Origin of the sequence: Kaistia terrae (assembly GCF_026344005.1) — a bacterium.
GTDB classification, from domain to species: Bacteria; Pseudomonadota; Alphaproteobacteria; order Rhizobiales; family Kaistiaceae; genus Kaistia; species Kaistia terrae.
In genome coordinates this window covers 464,636-480,208 of record NZ_JAPKNH010000001.1, presented here as the reverse complement: position 1 = coordinate 480,208, position 15,573 = coordinate 464,636, and the positions used below count along the sequence as shown (strand labels likewise).

Genomic DNA, 15,573 nt, shown 5'->3' with positions numbered 1-15,573 from the left:
AACTGAAGCCCCCGCCGAAGGACACACGGTCAGGCCGGGATCCAGTCTTGCCGTCCTGCATCCTTCGAGACGGCCCTTCGGCCCTCCGCAAGATGATGCGAATGGAGGCTGGGAGAAAAAGCTCCTGCCGGGAGCGTGAGACATCCCCTCACAGGCAAAAGCGACCTCCGGGCAATCCAAAAAGAAAGGCCCCGACAAGCGGGGCCCTTCTCATATCAGCCGAAATTCTCGATCAGAACTTGTAGCTAAGACCGACGGTGACGGCCGTCTGGTCCCAGCCCGCATCTACACTGCCCTCGTATAGATTGTAGGTCTGGTTGTCGAAATCGGAGTAGCGAACTTCGGCCCTGGCGATCCAGTTCGGGCTGAAGGCATATTCAGCACCGGCGCCGATCGTCCAGCCGACATGCGTGTTCGAGTCATCGGAGCCGAACGCTCCATTGTTGACGTCGAAGCCGTACGAGCTCAGCTTGCCGCTCGCAAAAGCGATACCGCCCGTCGCATAGATCAGGAAGTTGTCGAACGCATAGCCGGCGCGCAGGCGGGCCGAACCCTGCCAGTCACTCCGGAAGGAAAGGTTTCCAGTCACGTCGCCGCCGAGATAGCTGTAGCTCTGGTCACCGCTGATATCGGCATAATCGATATCGCCTTCGACGCCGAAGACGAACTGGTCCATCTGCCAATTGTAGCCGGCATGGACGCCGCCCAGGAAGCCGTCCGCATCAAAGCTATCCGCGGGGGTAATGACGTTGGGAAAGAAAACACTCTGGTTGTCGTCTTCGCTGCCCCAGGCATAGCCCGCATGCACACCGGCATAGAAGCCGGTCCAGTTGAAGGCGGCGGGCGCTACGATGACTGGCGCGGGTTCGTAGGTGAGGTCAGCCGCCTGCGCGCCGCCGAGGCTCATGGCCAAGACGGATGCAGCCGCGGTCGCCATTAGAAGGGAATATTTCATTGCGAGCCTCTTCGATCTTGTCGTTCACGAAGGTTGAAATGAAAGTGCCACCCAGAGACTTCACGCTAACACCGTATCTGCAAACAAACTATTGCAGACTCGTCACACAACGCATGGATTCGACTCCATAATTGGCCGAATTTTCGATGATTCAGGCGCAAATACGCGATTGTTTGACCCTCTGGTATAATTATTCCGAGGATTTGCCTGTAGTAGATTAGCTAACTTTCTGTTCAGTCCGAAAGTAACTTGATAGGAACACATATCCATCTTCGTAAGGCAATCCACTAAGCTGGCGGCCATACAGATGAGCTGCTGGAACGGCAGCGCGGCGCCTCGGAGGCACCACAAGGCAAGCGAGATCCGGATCGCGATCCGAGATACCAGCGGCAACGAAAAAAGGCCCCGCCGAAGCGGAGCCTTTCCAAAATCCAGATTGACCCGTGGCGATCAGAACTTGTAGTTCAGACCAGCCTTGAGCGTGTGGAACTTGGTTTCTGCGTCCAATCCTGCGTGGAAGGGACCGAAGTTCGCATCAATGATCTTCTCGCTGCCGAGATCGACATAGAGATATTCGGTCTTCAGCGTGATGTTCTTGGTGACGCCGTATTCGAAGCCAGCGCCGACCGTCCAGCCGTACTGAGTATTCGATTCCGATTCATTGATCAGCGAGTTGCCGTTAATGCCGGCCGAAATCGACGACTCGACACTGCCATAAGCCAGACCACCGGTGCCGTAGAGCAGGAGGTTGTCGAGCGCGTAGCCGAGCCTGCCGCGAACCGTGCCGAACCATTCGACTTCGGAGCCTGCCTCGAAATTGACGTTCGTGCCGCCGGCATTGAGATTGCCGGTGAGCTTGCCCTCGTAGGACGAAGCCGCGATGTCGGCCTCGATACCAACAACCCAGTTCTGATTGAACTGCCAATTGTAGCCGACCTGGACGCCGCCGAAGCCGCCGCTTGCATCCTGCTCCAGCTCTCCGTTGGCGATGGAGAAAATGTCTCCGTCATCGTTGACAGTAATGTCTCCCGGATACTTGAAGTCGCCGGCGGCGACGCCGCCATGCACGCCGATATAGAAGCCGGTCCAGTTGAAGACTTCCGGAGCGGCCACGGGGACCGGCTCGTAGGTCAGGTCCGCCGCATGAGCGCCCACCACGCCCAAGACGAGTACGGAAGCCATCGTTGCACTGCGAAGAATGAATTTCATCAAGGAGCCCCTGCGCTCAAAAGAAATGCTCCGGGCGAACGACCATCTTGGCCCCCACCGCCTGGTGCACGAAAGCTAGCGCAGCGCACGGAGTTAAACCGTTGCCAAATAGCATCACCAATCTACAAGTGACGCAGGGTCAATATACACTTATCACTTAATACTAGTTGTTACCCTTAGCAATTGGACAGCAGCTCCTTGCAGGAAAACGAGAATTTCATCCCTATCATAGGTTGAGATGCCCTTCGAAAATGCAATCGGTTCTCGCGCAAATTTTGATTGCGAACCTGGCGAACAATGCCACCCGATCTATAAGGCGGCACTAGCAGGGGGGATTTGAAGCACTGCTAAAGTCTGGTCGTCGAATATCCGCCTGGGAAGCGTCGGCGGGGTCGATTCTGCGCTCGCCTAAAACGCCTCTGATTCGCAATGGGCCCGGGTTGCCGCCGGTCTCCCGCCACCAACGCCCCCACCCGCACAGTCGGGCATTGGCGCCTCGATACGGGCAAGGCCGGCTCGACGCCACAAAAAGAAAAGGGCTCCGCCGAGGGAGCCCTTTTTTAGTTCACTCAGTACTGACAGCCGCTCGAACTCACGCCTGTCAGCGTTGTCGAGTGAGCCAGCCACCCGGCGACGAACCGGAGAGTTCAACCGCTCGGGCGACGCCAAACGGATCCGCGACGAGCCGGCGCCTCACATCGTTCCGGCTTTGGACGGGTTCTGCGGCTTGACCCGCGTTCCCACCAGGCGGGCAATCTCCGACACCACCTGCTGATGCAGCACGCGGTTCTTCTCGATGTCGAAATGCGACACCGTCTTGATGTCGGCGCGCTTGCGGACGTCGGAATTGACCACGCGCTTGCCGGCGCCCTCCGGCACGTCCAGCGCCTCGGCCCAGCCATTGTTGGACTGATAGAGGTTCAGATAGCGCCGCACGCCGGGCGCGATGGGGCCCTTGGTCGTGGGATCGAAGGTGACGACCAGATCAACCGGCACGCCGTTGCGGGCGAGCTGCTGGCCCATGATCAGAACGGCATTGGCGCCGAGTGAATGGCCGACCAGCACGATCGGGCGGGTGGACTTCGGATTGGCCTTGTACTTGGCGGTGATCTCCGCGGCAATCCTCGGCCAATTGGCGTGGTTGAGAACCTTGTTGGGAATGCCCTGCGCGGTCAGCTCCTTCGACATGTCGTCCATGCCGAGCGAGAAGACGTTGGCGAGGCCACGGAAAAGATAGATCTGCGGGTCGCGCGCGACGCGCGGCGCGGTCTTGGTGACCTTGGCAATCACCTTCTTGGGCGCGACCTTTGCCGCGGGCGCGGCACCCGCCACGGGCTCCTGCGCGGCAGGCGGCGCAACGGCAGGCGCCGCCTGCGCCGAGGCCACCAGCGGCACGGCCAGCGCGGCGCCGACCATCAACAGAGCACCATACTTCAGCAGACGATTGCGCATACGGACGACTCCTCGGGAGAAAAGGGAAAGGATGGGCGCGCAGGGGCGGCGATGCGTTGGCTCATCGCGTCAGCGCTCCCGGCTGGGCCAGGACACCGCCCGGCATGGGATGCGGAACACCGGTGGTTTCCGGAAGGCTGAGCGGCAGGCCGGCGACGCTGCGGGCGGCGAGATAGGCGAAGGCCTGCGCCTCCATGAAGTCGCCCGACCAGCCGAGTGCATCGGCGGTTGTCACGTTGGCGCCGCTGGCCTCGGCAAGCAGGCGCAGGATGGCGGGATTATGCGCGCCGCCACCGCAGACGATGATGTCGTCGGCGCCACCGGCCAGCGCAACGGCACGGGCGATGGTCTCAGCGGTGAAGGCAGCCAAAGTGGCCGCTGCATCGGCGGTCGACAGGCGCGCGACGGCCTCTCGCGAAAAGGCGTCGCGGTCGAGCGATTTCGGCGGAGCCAGGTCGAACCAGGGATTGTCCATCAGCTCCGCCAGGGATTGCTTTTGCACGGTGCCGGCGGACGAAAGCGCGCCACCGCGATCCATCGCCTCGCCCGTCCGTTCGCGAACGAGATCGTCGATGAGCGCATTGCCGGGGCCGGTGTCGAAAGCGACGATCGAACCATCGGCGCCGATCCGCGTGACATTGCCGACACCGCCGATATTGACCACCGCGACATCGCCCCTGAGGCCGGCGGCGCGCACCAGGGCGGCATGGAAGATCGGCACCAGCGGCGCCCCCTGCCCGCCGGCCGCGACATCGGCCGCGCGAAAATCATAGACGACGGGAATGCCAAGCCGATGCGACAGCGCCGCGCCATCGCCGATCTGGATCGTCAGCTTGCGGTTCGGCGCGTGAAAAACGGTCTGGCCATGAAAGCCGACAAGCGTCACGCGGGGAGCATCCACGTCCTGCCGCGCCAAAAGCGCCTCGACGGCCTCGGCATGCGCCTCGGTAACGATCCGCTCCGCCTCGACCAAGATGCCAGGGCGCGCATCGCGATGATTCAACTCGACGGCTGCCTTCAGCGCCGTCCGCAGTACAGCGCGCTCGTCCGGCGCATAGGGCCGGAAATAGGTTGGGCCGAAAGCTTCGACCTCTTCGCCGTCGGTCGCGATCAAGGCCGCGTCGACGCCATCCATCGACGTTCCACTCATGAGCCCGACAACGACGGTTCTGCGCATAGGTTCCCCCGGAACTGTTCTAATCCGGGATAGCCGCAAGTCACGCTTCGGCAAAGAGCAGATCGGCAACAGTCGCCCTCTTTCGTGCGATCCGCCGATCTGCCACGTGACAAACCGATTTCGCTGATCTATATGCGCTGTCATGACTTTCGCCGTCGCCACCTACGCTTGGTACTTTAGCTATCCGCTCACAATGGCGGAGGTAGGGGTGCGCGCGGTCTAAAAAACCGCAAATTGTCCCGAAGCCGCCAGACACCTGGCGGCTTTTTTTATGCCGCCGGGTGGGTCCATTTTCCAAGGAGCCATGACCCGTGTTGACCACAGACGACCTCCGCATCCGCGAATTGAAAGAACTCTCGACGCCAGAGCAGGTGATGCGGGAAATCCCGCGCACAGAGACGGCCAGCGAGACGGTTACCAACGCCCGTACCGCCCTGCACAACATCCTGCACGGCACCGACGACCGCCTCGCCGTCGTCATCGGCCCCTGCTCGATCCACGATCCCGTCGCCGCCATGGACTACGCGCGCCGGCTTGCCGAAATCCGCCCCTATCTCGCCGATCGGCTTGAGATCATCATGCGGGTGTATTTCGAGAAGCCGCGCACGACCGTCGGCTGGAAGGGCCTGATCAACGATCCGGACCTCGACGGCAGCTTCGAGATCGACAAGGGCCTGCGGATTGCGCGCAACCTGCTGCTCGAGATCAACGATCTCGGCGTGCCGGCCGGCTCGGAATTCCTCGACATGACGACGCCGCAATATTTCGCCGATCTCGTCGGCTGGGGCGCCATCGGCGCGCGCACGACCGAGAGCCAGGTGCACCGCGAACTGGCTTCCGGCCTTTCCTGCGCCGTCGGCTTCAAGAACGGCACGGATGGCAATGTGAAGATCGCGCTCGATGCGGTTCTCTCGGCATCCGAGCCGCATCATTTTCTCGCTGTGACCAAGAGCGGCCGCTCGGCGATCGCGACGACTTCCGGCAACGAGGACTGCCACATCATCCTGCGCGGCGGAAAATCGACCAATTATGACGCCGCCAGCGTCGAAGAGGCCGCCAAGGCATCCGAAAAGGCCGGTATCTCGCCGAAGATCATGATCGACGCCAGCCATGCCAATTCGTCGAAGAAGCCGGAAAACCAGCCGATCGTCGTCGACGACATCGCTCGTCAGGTCGAGGCAGGAGACAGCCGCATCATGGGTGTGATGGTCGAGAGCAATCTTGTTGCCGGCCGTCAGGATCTGGTCGAAGGCCAGCCTCTGGTGTACGGCCAGAGCATCACCGATGGCTGCATCGACTGGGACACCACGGTCGACGTACTGGAGCGGCTTGCCGCATCCGTAGAGGCGCGCCGCGCCAAGGCTCGTCGCGCCGCCTGAAGCTTGCCGGCTCGCGTGTTCTCACGCGAACCGGTACCCGCTTCGCTCGAAAATGCTTCTGCCCGGGAAATTTCGCCTTGAGGGTGAAATTTCCCGGCCCGGCTGCTAGAAAGCCGGCCAATCCCAAAACAATTCCAAAGGTCCGGCTGTCATGAGCGCCTTCAAGTCCGAGTTGATGCAGATCCTGACCGAGCGTGGCTTCGTCCACCAGTGCTCGGATAGCGAGGCGCTCGATCGCCGCTTCGCGACGGAGACGGTCACCGGCTATATCGGCTTCGACGCCACGGCGAAGAGCCTGCATGTCGGCTCGCTGATGCAGATCATGATGCTGCGCTGGATGCAGAAGACCGGCCATCGCCCCCTGGCGCTGATGGGCGGCGGCACCACGCGCATCGGCGACCCGTCCTTCAAGGACGAAGCGCGCAAGCTGCTGACCGACGAGATGATCGACGAGAACCTCGTCGGCATCCGCAAGGTGTTCGCCAACTACATCGATTTCGAGCGCGCCGAGCGCCCGGCCATCATGGCCAACAATGCCGAGTGGCTGAACGGCCTGCACTACATCGACTTCCTGCGCGATGTCGGCCGGCACTTCTCGGTCAACCGCATGCTCTCCTTCGATTCGGTGAAGACGCGCCTCGACCGCGAGCAGTCGCTGTCCTTCCTCGAATTCAACTACATGATCCTGCAGGCCTACGACTTCGTCGAGCTGAACCAGCGCCATGACGTGACGCTGCAGATGGGTGGCTCCGACCAGTGGGGCAACATCGTCAACGGCATCGAGCTCGGCCACCGCATGCTCGACAAGCAATTTTACGCGCTGACCACCCCCCTGCTGACCACCTCGTCCGGCGCCAAGATGGGCAAGACGGCGAATGGCGCGGTCTGGCTCAACGCCGACATGCTGGGCTCCTACGAGTTCTGGCAGTTCTGGCGCAACACCGAGGACGGCGACGTCGAGCGCTTCCTGAAGCTCTACACCGAGCTGCCGCTGGACGAGATCGCCCGCCTGGCAGCGCTGGGCGGCTCCGACATCAACGAGGCGAAGAAGATCCTCGCCACCGAAGTGACGGCGCTGGCGCATGGCCGCGCTGCCGCTGACGAAGCGGCTGAGACCGCCCGCCGGACGTTTGAAGAAGGGGCGCTGGCGGAAAACCTGCCGACGATCGAGGTGGCCCAGTCCGACTTCGCCAACGGCCTCGGCATACTGTCGCTGTTCGTCCAGGCCGGCCTCGTCGCCTCCAACGGCGAAGCCCGCCGCCAGATCAAGGGCGGCGGATTGCGCGTCAACGATCAGGCCGTGACCGACGAGAAGGTCTTGGTCGGCCCGGACGCGCTGACGGCGGAAGGCGTCGTCAAGCTGTCGCTCGGCCGCAAGAAGCACATTCTGGTTCGTCCGGTCTGATCAATCGGTCGATATGAGAATTCGAGGCGGCGCAGGCAACTGCGCCGCCTTTTCTGTTGCTCCGCAAGACAAGCGCTCCGGCCGGATTGCCAAGCCAATGATCATCATCTCGGCGTCATCCCGGACTTGATCCGGGAGCCCGTGCAGCCGAACCGCCCGTCTCGCTATAGCCGTCGGTCGCGACCTGCGAACGGCTCGATCGTCGTCGCGGCGCTGACCGCGACGTCATAGCCGACTTCGCCGAAGATCTGCGTCGTGCCGGCGGAGTAATCAGCCTTTTCGGTCTCGAAGAAGCCGGACAGCGAGACGTGGCGCGTCCTTTCGATCTCGTTCCAAGTATAGCTGGCGCCGAGGCCGACGTTCACATCCGACACCTTGCCGGCGTAACGAGCCCGCGCCCGACCTGATGCTCCAGCCGAACAGGCCCGCGCTCAGTTGACCGGAAATTCGAAAATCTTGCGGAAGATGCCGGGGGTGATGGCCGAGAGCGGATTGATCATCAGGCTCGGCGCGCTCAGCTTGCCATCGACCTTGAAGGTCACGCCGATCAGGCCGCCCTTGCTGCCGCCGCCGAGCGCGAGCCCGATGATGGGAAGCTTGCCGAACAAATTGTTGAAGGCATAGGCGGGCAAGTAGGTTCCGGCCAGCGACACCGTCTGCCGGGCGAGGTCCAGCGTGCCGTTGAAGGTCGCGCCGACCGACGCGCCGCGCAGCGTCGCGTCCTCGATCACGACGATCGAACCGCGCTTGGTATAATCGAGCCGCATCCGGTCGAACGGGACGTTGGACGGGTTCAGCCCGGTGCGGGTCGCATCCGGCCCGGTGCCGTTCGTCGCCGACACCAGCCGGCTCATCGACGGCTCGTCGACGATGCGGAAATTCCAGACGTCGAAAACGCCGGAGAACGAGCCGGACGGCCCTGCCCGCTTGCCGGTCAGCGTCAGCCTTCCGCCGACGATCCGGTTGTAGATGTCGATGAAGCGGAACACGCTGCCCGCATCGCCCGAGTTCAGCCGCAGGTCAGCCTGGTCGCCACTGTCGACGAAGCTCATCGAGATGCCGCCCTTGTCGAGCATGCCTTCCAGCGAGGCCTTTTGCAGCGTGCCGCCACGCGCCTGAACCACGATCGCCGCGCCCGACAGGGTCGCCTGGTTGAAGCCGATCAGGGTCTCGACCTTGGCGTCGATGGAGATATCGGCCGCATCCTCGCTCGGCCCGGTGGCGGCGGCCTTGTACTGGGCAATCAGGCCACGCACATCGAAAGAAGCGCCGCGCGCGACGATCGAATAGCCGTTGCCCTTGCGGCTGAGCTTGACCGAGATCTGGTCGCCCTTGCGAAGTGCCAGCCGGTCCAGATCGGCCGAGACGAGGCCGTATTTGGAATCGAGCACGGCCTTGCCCCGGAAGCCGAAGCCATCGCCCGTCGCCACCATGTTCTCGACAAGGAACCCGTTGGCGGTGGGACGCAGATCGAAGCTCAGCTTGGCCGGAACCCCGATGCCCTTCGACCAGCCGACCGCCTGCAGGACGAGGCGCGCCTGCTTCAGGTCCAGTTCGTAGCGCTGGGCCTTGCTGCCATCGCCCAGATCGGAAACGATCGCGCCGACCGTGCCGCCGATGACATTGTCGAGGCCGATGCCGAGCGCCTTGCGCGCCTTCGCGTCTAGGCTGAGCGTGACCTTGCGGCGCCCGGCCTCGGTGACGCCGTCGCCATCGGTATCGCCAAGCGGTTGGGAGAGGTCGATCGAGGCGAGGACGCCGTTGATCGTCGCCTTGCCCTGAATCTCCATCTCTTCGGGCGTCGCCGTCATCGACAATGCGCCGTTCTTGATCAGCTTGCCCTCGATCGGCTCGCTGCTGGCAAAATTCGTCGTCGTAAGTCCGACGCGCCAATCGACCTCGCTCGGCGTCACGCCGGGCCGAAGCGGCAGCTTGATCGACACGGTCGCCTGCGACTTGCCGGACAGCGTGGCCGGGTCGATCGACCGGCGCTGCATGGCGAGAACCGGCTCGCTGTCGGCGATCTCGGCTATCGCGCCCGCATCGCCTTCCAGCTGGATCTCTATCTGCGCGTCGGGAAAGCGCGGTGCCGTATTGGAAACCGCGAACGCGCCCGCCGTCACGTCGACGGTCTTGCCGAGCGGCGTGACGACACGGCCCTTCTCGATGTCGACACCGAAGGTCGATCCCGCCAGCACGGCATTGCCACTGGCGCCCGTCACCATCGGAACGGTGCCGATGGTGGTGAAGGAAACATCGTCGAGGCGCATGTCGAGGCGCATATATTCTTCCGGCAGGATCACCCGCTCGCCCGTCCACAGCACGCCGCCGGGGATAGAAGCCTCGAAACGGCCAGCCTCCAGCGTACCGCCCGTAATGTGCTGATAGGCCCATTTGCGCGGTCCGCCCGCGAGGAAGGGCGGCCACATCTGCTTCAAGGTGGACAGGGCCATCGGCGTGAACGAAGCCGCCATCGCCAGCGACGGCGTGGCGCCATCGAAGCCGACCGAACCGGCGGCGGCGATCGATCCGCCCTCGGTGGTAATCGACGCATCGGAGAAGTCGATGCGTTTGGCCGGGATATCGGCGGTGCCGACCAACGAGATGCGGTCGGCGACGATTGGCGGCGCATTGGCGTCGTGCGCGAAAAGCACGGCGTTGCGGCTCTCGAGCGCAAATCCATAGCGCCCGTCCGCCTCCGCCGTCAGCGGCTTGATCTCGCCAGCGACGACGGCGCGCGTGTCGCCGAAGAAGAAGGCGGACGGCTCGATGACGATGGTGCGCTGGGGAACATCCCAGCGCAGCCGCACCGTCGCCTCGTCGAGCAACACGGTATCCTTGCCGAGGCCGGAGATGACATGGCCGGCGCCGAGATCGAGCCGCAGCGTCGCGTGCTGGACCTCGCCGGCGGGGTTTAGCCGGACGGTGGCGCGACCGAACATCGGCACGTTGGATTGCAGCATGCTTTCGGGGCGGCCAAGGGCGGGATTGATATCCGCCAGCGACAGCTGCGAAAGGATGAGCGAGAGATTGCGGTCCTGGTTGTCGGAATCGACGGTCCGCTCGGCCTGGACCGCCCAGCGCCCGGCATAGCCAGAGGTGTCGAAATTGGCCTTCACGGCGCCCGTGTCACGGTCGACCGTCAAGGCGATATCGGTGTGGGCGAAGGTCCGCTTCTGCATCTGGGCGGCATCCCAGACCTGGATCGTCGAGGCATCGACCGACAGGCGCTCGAAGCCACGCGCAATCGCGAACTCGACGGCGGGATCGAGCGCTCCGTTCACGGTCCGCATGGCCCGCAGCAGATCCGGAAAACCGCCATCCGCCACATTGCCTGTTTGCGCCGTGGCCGGCCCGGTGCTGGGCGTGGCGGGTGTCGGTTCGGCTCGGCGGATCGTCTCGGCGGTGCCGAGATAGATGCTGCCCGAAGGCGCCCGCACCAGCGAGATGTCGGCATCGGAGATTTCGACGGTGCTGATATCCAGGCGCAGGCGCAGCAGCGAGAGCGGATCGATCGCCAGCCGCGCCGCCGGCACATTGCCGACAACGGCATGGCTCTGGTCGCGAACAGAGATCTCGTCGATCTGAACCACGAGGCCGAGCACCGGATCGACATCGATCATCGCGCGGCCAACGCTGACCGCATAATCGGGGCCCAGCCGGGAGGCGAGCGAGGCGCGCACGCGATCGCGCACCGCGTCGAGATCGACGGGGCCTGAGGCGACGATGGCGGCCAATGTGCCAAACAGGATGACGACGAGCAGGACAAACGCGCCGAGCAGACGCAGCAGCAAGCGCGACCAGCCGCGTCGCCTTGGCGGCGGACGCTCATAGAGGGGCCGGTGAGCGCGCGCCGATGGGTACTCGTCGAGGCGCATTGTCAGGCGTCAACACCCCTTGCCAGCCGGCTCCCAATGCAGGAGCGGCGTAAATTCATCGGAGACGTCGACCGACCCTCAGGACCAGACCGACGTTCTGTTCTGATCTCAACCGGATTCGGGGCCCTGATCCAAGCCCCCCTTGCAAATTCCGCTTCAATTCTGCTTCTCACGCCAGACAAGTGCGACGAAAGGAAGGCAGCATGTCCACGCTGACACAAGGTTCTCCTGCTCCCGACTTCGACCTGCCGGCCGATGGCGGCAGCAGAATCAAGCTCTCGGAATTGAAGGGACGCAAGGTAGTCCTCTATTTCTACCCGAAGGACAACACTTCCGGCTGTACCTTGGAAGCGATCGACTTTTCGGCTCGAAAGGCCGACTTCGAGGCTGCGGGGACTATCGTCATCGGCGTATCGCCCGATAGCGTCAAATCTCACGATTCCTTCAAGAAGAAACACGATTTGTCGATCCGCCTCGTATCGGACGAAAGCAAGGCCATGCTGGAGGCCTATGGCGTGTGGGCGGAAAAATCGATGTTCGCGCATAAATACATGGGAGTTGTGCGCACCACCTATCTCATCGACGCCGATGGCAACATCGCGCGAGTCTGGGACAAGGTGAAGGTCAAGGGCCATGTCGAGGACGTTCTGGCGGCGGCAAAGAGCCTGTGAACACCCCGATGGAGCCCTCCGATCTTCGCAGCCTCGCCGCCGCCTCCGCCCGGATCGTTGCCACCGCCGACCTGGACGAGAAGGTTGAGCTGGCCTTCGCCACCGCCAAGGCGTGGTTCGGGCGACGCCTGTCGCTCTCGGCAGGCGCGCTCGACGGCGCCATGCCCGACCAGCCCGGCCGGCCGGCCAACCTCGTCCTGGTGCCACCGCGCTCGCTGCCGAAGCGCTCGGTCCACTCCGAGCATGGCCGGATCGCCATGATCCATTCACTCGCCCATATCGAGCTGAATGCCGTCGACCTGACCTGGGATCTCGTCGGCCGTTTTGTGCGCGTCCCCCTGCCCCGCTCGTTCTTCGACAATTGGGTGCAGGTCGGGCTGGAGGAGGCCAAGCACTATTCGCTGCTGGCCGACCGCCTGCGCTTGCTCGGCGCCGCCTATGGCGACCTGCCGGCGCATGACGGCCTCTGGCAGGCAACGCAGGAGACCGGGCATGACCTGACCGCCCGACTCGCCATCCTGCCGCTGGTGCTGGAGGCGCGCGGACTGGACGTCACCCCGCCGCTGATCGACAAGATGATCGAGGTCGGCGACGCCGAGAGCGCCAATATCCTGTCAATTATCTACCGCGACGAAAAGCGCCATGTCGCCTTCGGGGCCAAGTGGTTTCGCTTCATGTGCGACCGCCAGAATCTGGCGCCGGAACCGACATTCCGACAGCTGGTGATCAAGCATTTCCGCGGTCCGCTGAAGCCTCCCTTTAACGAAGCGGCGCGGTCCGAGGCGGGCATGACGCCCGGCTTCTACCGGCCTCTGGCCCCCGCCTACGACCGCTGAAGAGCGGCAAAGCCGACCAAGCGTCAACCAAGCCTTAACCTTAACTGCCTCTAATCGTTGCGGTCGGTCGTGCTCCTCGGCCAAAGGTCCGAGTACCGCCGCGACGGTTGGAACGCAGATGCCGAGTCAGTACCAAGATTATCACCCCATCCCCCGCCAGAGCCTGGTCTCTCATCTTCCCGCGCCCCCCATGCCGGAGCCCGAACTGGCTCCGACCCGGGTTCGCGGTCAGCGGAGCAAGGCCAAGCTGGTAGTCGCCGACGGCGAGCGGGTACGGGCCATTCACATCCGCCCGCGCACGATCGCGATCGGCGGCGCGTGCCTGCTGCTGCTCTCGACGCTCTATTTCGGCGCGACCGCCTATCTGTTTTTCCGCGACGGCCTGCTCAATGCAGCCGCCGAGCGGCAGAACGCGATCATCGCCTCGCAGAATGTACGTGAGGCCCGCGAAGTCGAGGCCAGCGCCATCCACGAGGGCCAGATCTCGGCCTATGAGGGCAAGGTAGCGACGCTCCGCGACGAAGTCGGCAAGCTGAACGCCGAGATTGAAACCATGCAGAAGGCGCGCTCCAAGGAAAGCGCCGGCGTCGACGAGAAGGTTCGCAGCCTGCTCGACCGCCAGAAGGAACTGGAAGCGCGCCAGAAGGCGCTGTCCAAGATCACCGAAGCGGCGCGACGGGCCGGGCTGGACGTGCAGATCCCCGCGACGAACACGACCAAGCCGAAGCCGGCGAAAGGCCGCAAGGCCGGCCTCGACCCGGAGGTCACGGGCTCGATCGCGCCGAGCGTCGCAAAGCCGGACGTTCGTCTCGCCAGCATGGCCCTTCGTTCGTCGCAGCCCATGCCGGCCGTCGTCCCCAAGCTCGACCCGCTCGAGGACAAGATCACCCGGATGGCCGCCGATCAGGATGCCTTTGTCGGCGGCATGATGGCAGGCGTCACCAAGCGGTCGCAGAAGATCGACGCGGCGCTGCGCAAGCTCGGACGTCGCGTGCCGCCCGCTCCTTCCGGTGTCGGCGGACCGTTCATTCCCGCGCCGGCTGGCGTTGTCTCCACCCCGGCCGAATTCAAGTCGGACGTGGCGACGCTGACGAACCAATTCGACCGGCTAGCCAAGCTTCGGCAGATCGCGCTCGCCTTGCCGCTGAAGCGCCCGCTCGAAGACGCCGACATCAGCTCGGGCTTTGGCACGCGCCGGGATCCTTTCCTCGGCCGACTGGCGTACCATTCCGGCATTGATTTCCGCGCGATGTCGGGGCTTCCGGCGCGCACGGTCAACGCCGGCACCATCGTCAACGCCGGCAATATGGGCGGCTACGGCAATTGCGTCGACGTCGACCACGGCAATGGCGTCGTGACCCGCTATGGCCATCTGCGCAGCATCGCCGTCAAGGTTGGCGAGCGCGTCGTCGCCGGGCAGAAGATCGGCCAGGTCGGCTCGACCGGACGCTCGACCGGCCCGCACCTGCACTACGAAATCCGCATCGACGGCAAGGCCATCGATCCGATGATCTACCTCAAGGCCGGCCAGGAAATCGGCCGCCTGCTGTAAGCCGGCCCCATCCGCGGCCTCAGGCGTGAAAACGCCGGCGATATTCCGCCGGCGACAGGCCGACGATTCGCACAAACACCTTTCGGAACGCGCCGGGGTCGCCATAACCGACCTCCCAGGCGACCTGATCGGCCGACAGGGCGCTGAACTGCAGCAACTCGCGGGCCTTGTTCACCTTCAATTGCTGCTGATATTCCGTCGTCGTCAGCCCCGTCGCCTTGCGAAAGCGCCGCAGGAAGGTGCGCTCCTCCAGGCAGGCCCGCGATGCGAGGCTTTCCAGCGACGCGTCCTCGGTGCCGAGCGCATGCAGCCAATGCTGGGCCTGCAGCACCGCCTTGTCGCCATGATCCAGTCGCGGCACGAAGGTGCTGTAATAGCGCTGCTCGCGCCCCGGCGGATCGACCAGCAGCACCCGCGCCGTCTCCAGCATCACCTCCGAGCCCAGATAGCGATCGACCAGCTTGAGGCCGAGATCCGTCCAGGCCATCAGGCCGCCGGCGGTCACGATATCGCCCTCGTCGACGATCAGCCGGTCGATGTCGAGGCGCACGTCGGGAAAGCGGCTGGCAAAGCGCTCACTGAGGCCCCAATGGGTCGTGGCGGTCCGACCGGCGAGCAGGCCGGTCTCGCCCAGCAGAAAGGCCCCGGCGCAGACGGAGACAAGCGTGCCGCCCGGGGCATGCGAGCTTCGCAGCCATGCCGCATAGGGCGCAGCTTGCTCCGGCTCGATCGGATCGGCGAGGCTTGGCGGCAGGATCAATGCTGCGGGCTCAACCGCGCGTTCCGGCCCCGTGTCGAAGACCCGCGTCATCGCCCCTCCCGGACCGGCCTGACACCAGTGCGAGATCCTGAGCGGGGCGATCTCCGCCTCGCCCCGCCGCAGCGCCGTGCGATTGGCAACCGCGAACAGATCGGTCAGGCCGAGCACTGCCGCCATCTGCGCATCCGGATAAAGTACCAGGCCGAGTTCGATCGGATCGCCGAATGCCATATGTCGAAATCACCCCGATCTTTGTCGATTTCGCCAATTTAGCACTCGCACGCACGCGGTCATATTGC

The 15,573-nt window shown here is 63.9% G+C and carries 11 protein-coding genes and 1 pseudogene; 5 read left to right on the top strand and 7 right to left on the bottom strand.

Translation table 11 applies throughout. From position 1 onward, the window contains the following. Positions 1–232: 232 nt before the first annotated feature. The 4 genes from OSH12_RS02270 to OSH12_RS02255 all read right to left on the bottom strand — a co-directional run bounded on the left by OSH12_RS02270 (position 233) and on the right by OSH12_RS02255 (position 4,793). On the bottom strand, positions 233–955 hold the full coding sequence (locus OSH12_RS02270; protein ID WP_266341875.1) for an outer membrane protein: 723 nt from the start codon (positions 953–955) through the stop codon (positions 233–235). A gap of 450 nt (positions 956–1,405) precedes the next feature. Continuing rightward, positions 1,406–2,164: an outer membrane protein gene (locus OSH12_RS02265; RefSeq protein WP_266341874.1), complete on the bottom strand. Its 759-nt coding sequence runs from the start codon at positions 2,162–2,164 to the stop codon at positions 1,406–1,408. Between the two features lie 693 nt (positions 2,165–2,857). Then, positions 2,858–3,616 (bottom strand): hypothetical protein, encoded by a 759-nt coding sequence (locus tag OSH12_RS02260; RefSeq protein WP_266341873.1) that lies wholly within the window; start codon positions 3,614–3,616, stop codon positions 2,858–2,860. 61 nt (positions 3,617–3,677) lie between these two features. Further along, positions 3,678–4,793: an anhydro-N-acetylmuramic acid kinase gene (locus tag OSH12_RS02255; RefSeq protein WP_266341872.1), complete on the bottom strand. Its 1,116-nt coding sequence runs from the start codon at positions 4,791–4,793 to the stop codon at positions 3,678–3,680. Between the two features lie 311 nt (positions 4,794–5,104). Between OSH12_RS02255 and OSH12_RS02250 the strand changes: the two genes are divergently transcribed. Next, positions 5,105–6,172 carry a 3-deoxy-7-phosphoheptulonate synthase gene (locus tag OSH12_RS02250; protein WP_266341871.1) on the top strand — a complete coding sequence of 356 codons (1,068 nt, stop codon included), beginning with the start codon at positions 5,105–5,107 and terminating at the stop codon, positions 6,170–6,172. Between the two features lie 151 nt (positions 6,173–6,323). After that, a complete protein-coding gene (tyrS, locus tag OSH12_RS02245; protein ID WP_266341870.1) occupies positions 6,324–7,577 on the top strand; it encodes a tyrosine--tRNA ligase in 1,254 nt (417 codons plus the stop codon). 164 nt (positions 7,578–7,741) lie between these two features. Here the strand turns inward: tyrS and OSH12_RS02240 are convergent. Together OSH12_RS02240 and OSH12_RS02235 are read right to left on the bottom strand one after the other, a co-directional pair. Further along, positions 7,742–7,975, bottom strand: a pseudogene (locus OSH12_RS02240) (autotransporter outer membrane beta-barrel domain-containing protein); the annotation flags it as partial. A 33-nt stretch (positions 7,976–8,008) separates the two neighbouring features. Continuing rightward, entirely contained in the window at positions 8,009–11,455 is a 3,447-nt protein-coding gene (locus tag OSH12_RS02235; protein WP_266341868.1) for an AsmA-like C-terminal region-containing protein, read from the bottom strand. Positions 11,456–11,658: 203 nt separating this feature from the next. On the opposite strand from OSH12_RS02235, the gene OSH12_RS02230 reads away from it, so the two are divergent. The 3 genes from OSH12_RS02230 to OSH12_RS02220 all read left to right on the top strand — a co-directional run bounded on the left by OSH12_RS02230 (position 11,659) and on the right by OSH12_RS02220 (position 14,514). Further along, positions 11,659–12,126, top strand: coding sequence for a peroxiredoxin (locus OSH12_RS02230; protein ID WP_266341867.1), 468 nt, complete (start codon positions 11,659–11,661; stop codon positions 12,124–12,126). 8 nt (positions 12,127–12,134) lie between these two features. Next, positions 12,135–12,962 carry a ferritin-like domain-containing protein gene (locus OSH12_RS02225; RefSeq protein WP_266342430.1) on the top strand — a complete coding sequence of 276 codons (828 nt, stop codon included), beginning with the start codon at positions 12,135–12,137 and terminating at the stop codon, positions 12,960–12,962. A gap of 190 nt (positions 12,963–13,152) precedes the next feature. Beyond that, positions 13,153–14,514: a M23 family metallopeptidase gene (locus OSH12_RS02220; protein ID WP_266341866.1), complete on the top strand. Its 1,362-nt coding sequence runs from the start codon at positions 13,153–13,155 to the stop codon at positions 14,512–14,514. Between the two features lie 19 nt (positions 14,515–14,533). Here OSH12_RS02220 and OSH12_RS02215 read toward each other — a convergent pair whose 3' ends face one another. Continuing rightward, positions 14,534–15,505 carry a GlxA family transcriptional regulator gene (locus OSH12_RS02215; RefSeq protein ID WP_266341865.1) on the bottom strand — a complete coding sequence of 324 codons (972 nt, stop codon included), beginning with the start codon at positions 15,503–15,505 and terminating at the stop codon, positions 14,534–14,536. Between the last annotated feature and the right edge of the window lie 68 nt (positions 15,506–15,573).

What these genes read in the sequence shown, in the direction of transcription:
- OSH12_RS02270 (WP_266341875.1), bottom strand. Translation starts at nt 955, where the DNA reads ATGAAATATTCCCTTCTAATGGCGACCGCGGCTGCATCCGTCTTGGCC.
- OSH12_RS02265 (WP_266341874.1), bottom strand. Translation starts at nt 2,164, where the DNA reads ATGAAATTCATTCTTCGCAGTGCAACGATGGCTTCCGTACTCGTCTTG.
- OSH12_RS02260 (WP_266341873.1), bottom strand. Translation starts at nt 3,616, where the DNA reads ATGCGCAATCGTCTGCTGAAGTATGGTGCTCTGTTGATGGTCGGCGCC.
- OSH12_RS02255 (WP_266341872.1), bottom strand. Translation starts at nt 4,793, where the DNA reads ATGCGCAGAACCGTCGTTGTCGGGCTCATGAGTGGAACGTCGATGGAT.
- tyrS (WP_266341870.1), top strand. Translation starts at nt 6,324, where the DNA reads ATGAGCGCCTTCAAGTCCGAGTTGATGCAGATCCTGACCGAGCGTGGC.
- OSH12_RS02235 (WP_266341868.1), bottom strand. Translation starts at nt 11,455, where the DNA reads ATGCGCCTCGACGAGTACCCATCGGCGCGCGCTCACCGGCCCCTCTAT.
- OSH12_RS02230 (WP_266341867.1), top strand. Translation starts at nt 11,659, where the DNA reads ATGTCCACGCTGACACAAGGTTCTCCTGCTCCCGACTTCGACCTGCCG.
- OSH12_RS02225 (WP_266342430.1), top strand. Translation starts at nt 12,135, where the DNA reads ATGGAGCCCTCCGATCTTCGCAGCCTCGCCGCCGCCTCCGCCCGGATC.
- OSH12_RS02220 (WP_266341866.1), top strand. Translation starts at nt 13,153, where the DNA reads ATGCCGGAGCCCGAACTGGCTCCGACCCGGGTTCGCGGTCAGCGGAGC.
- OSH12_RS02215 (WP_266341865.1), bottom strand. Translation starts at nt 15,505, where the DNA reads ATGGCATTCGGCGATCCGATCGAACTCGGCCTGGTACTTTATCCGGAT.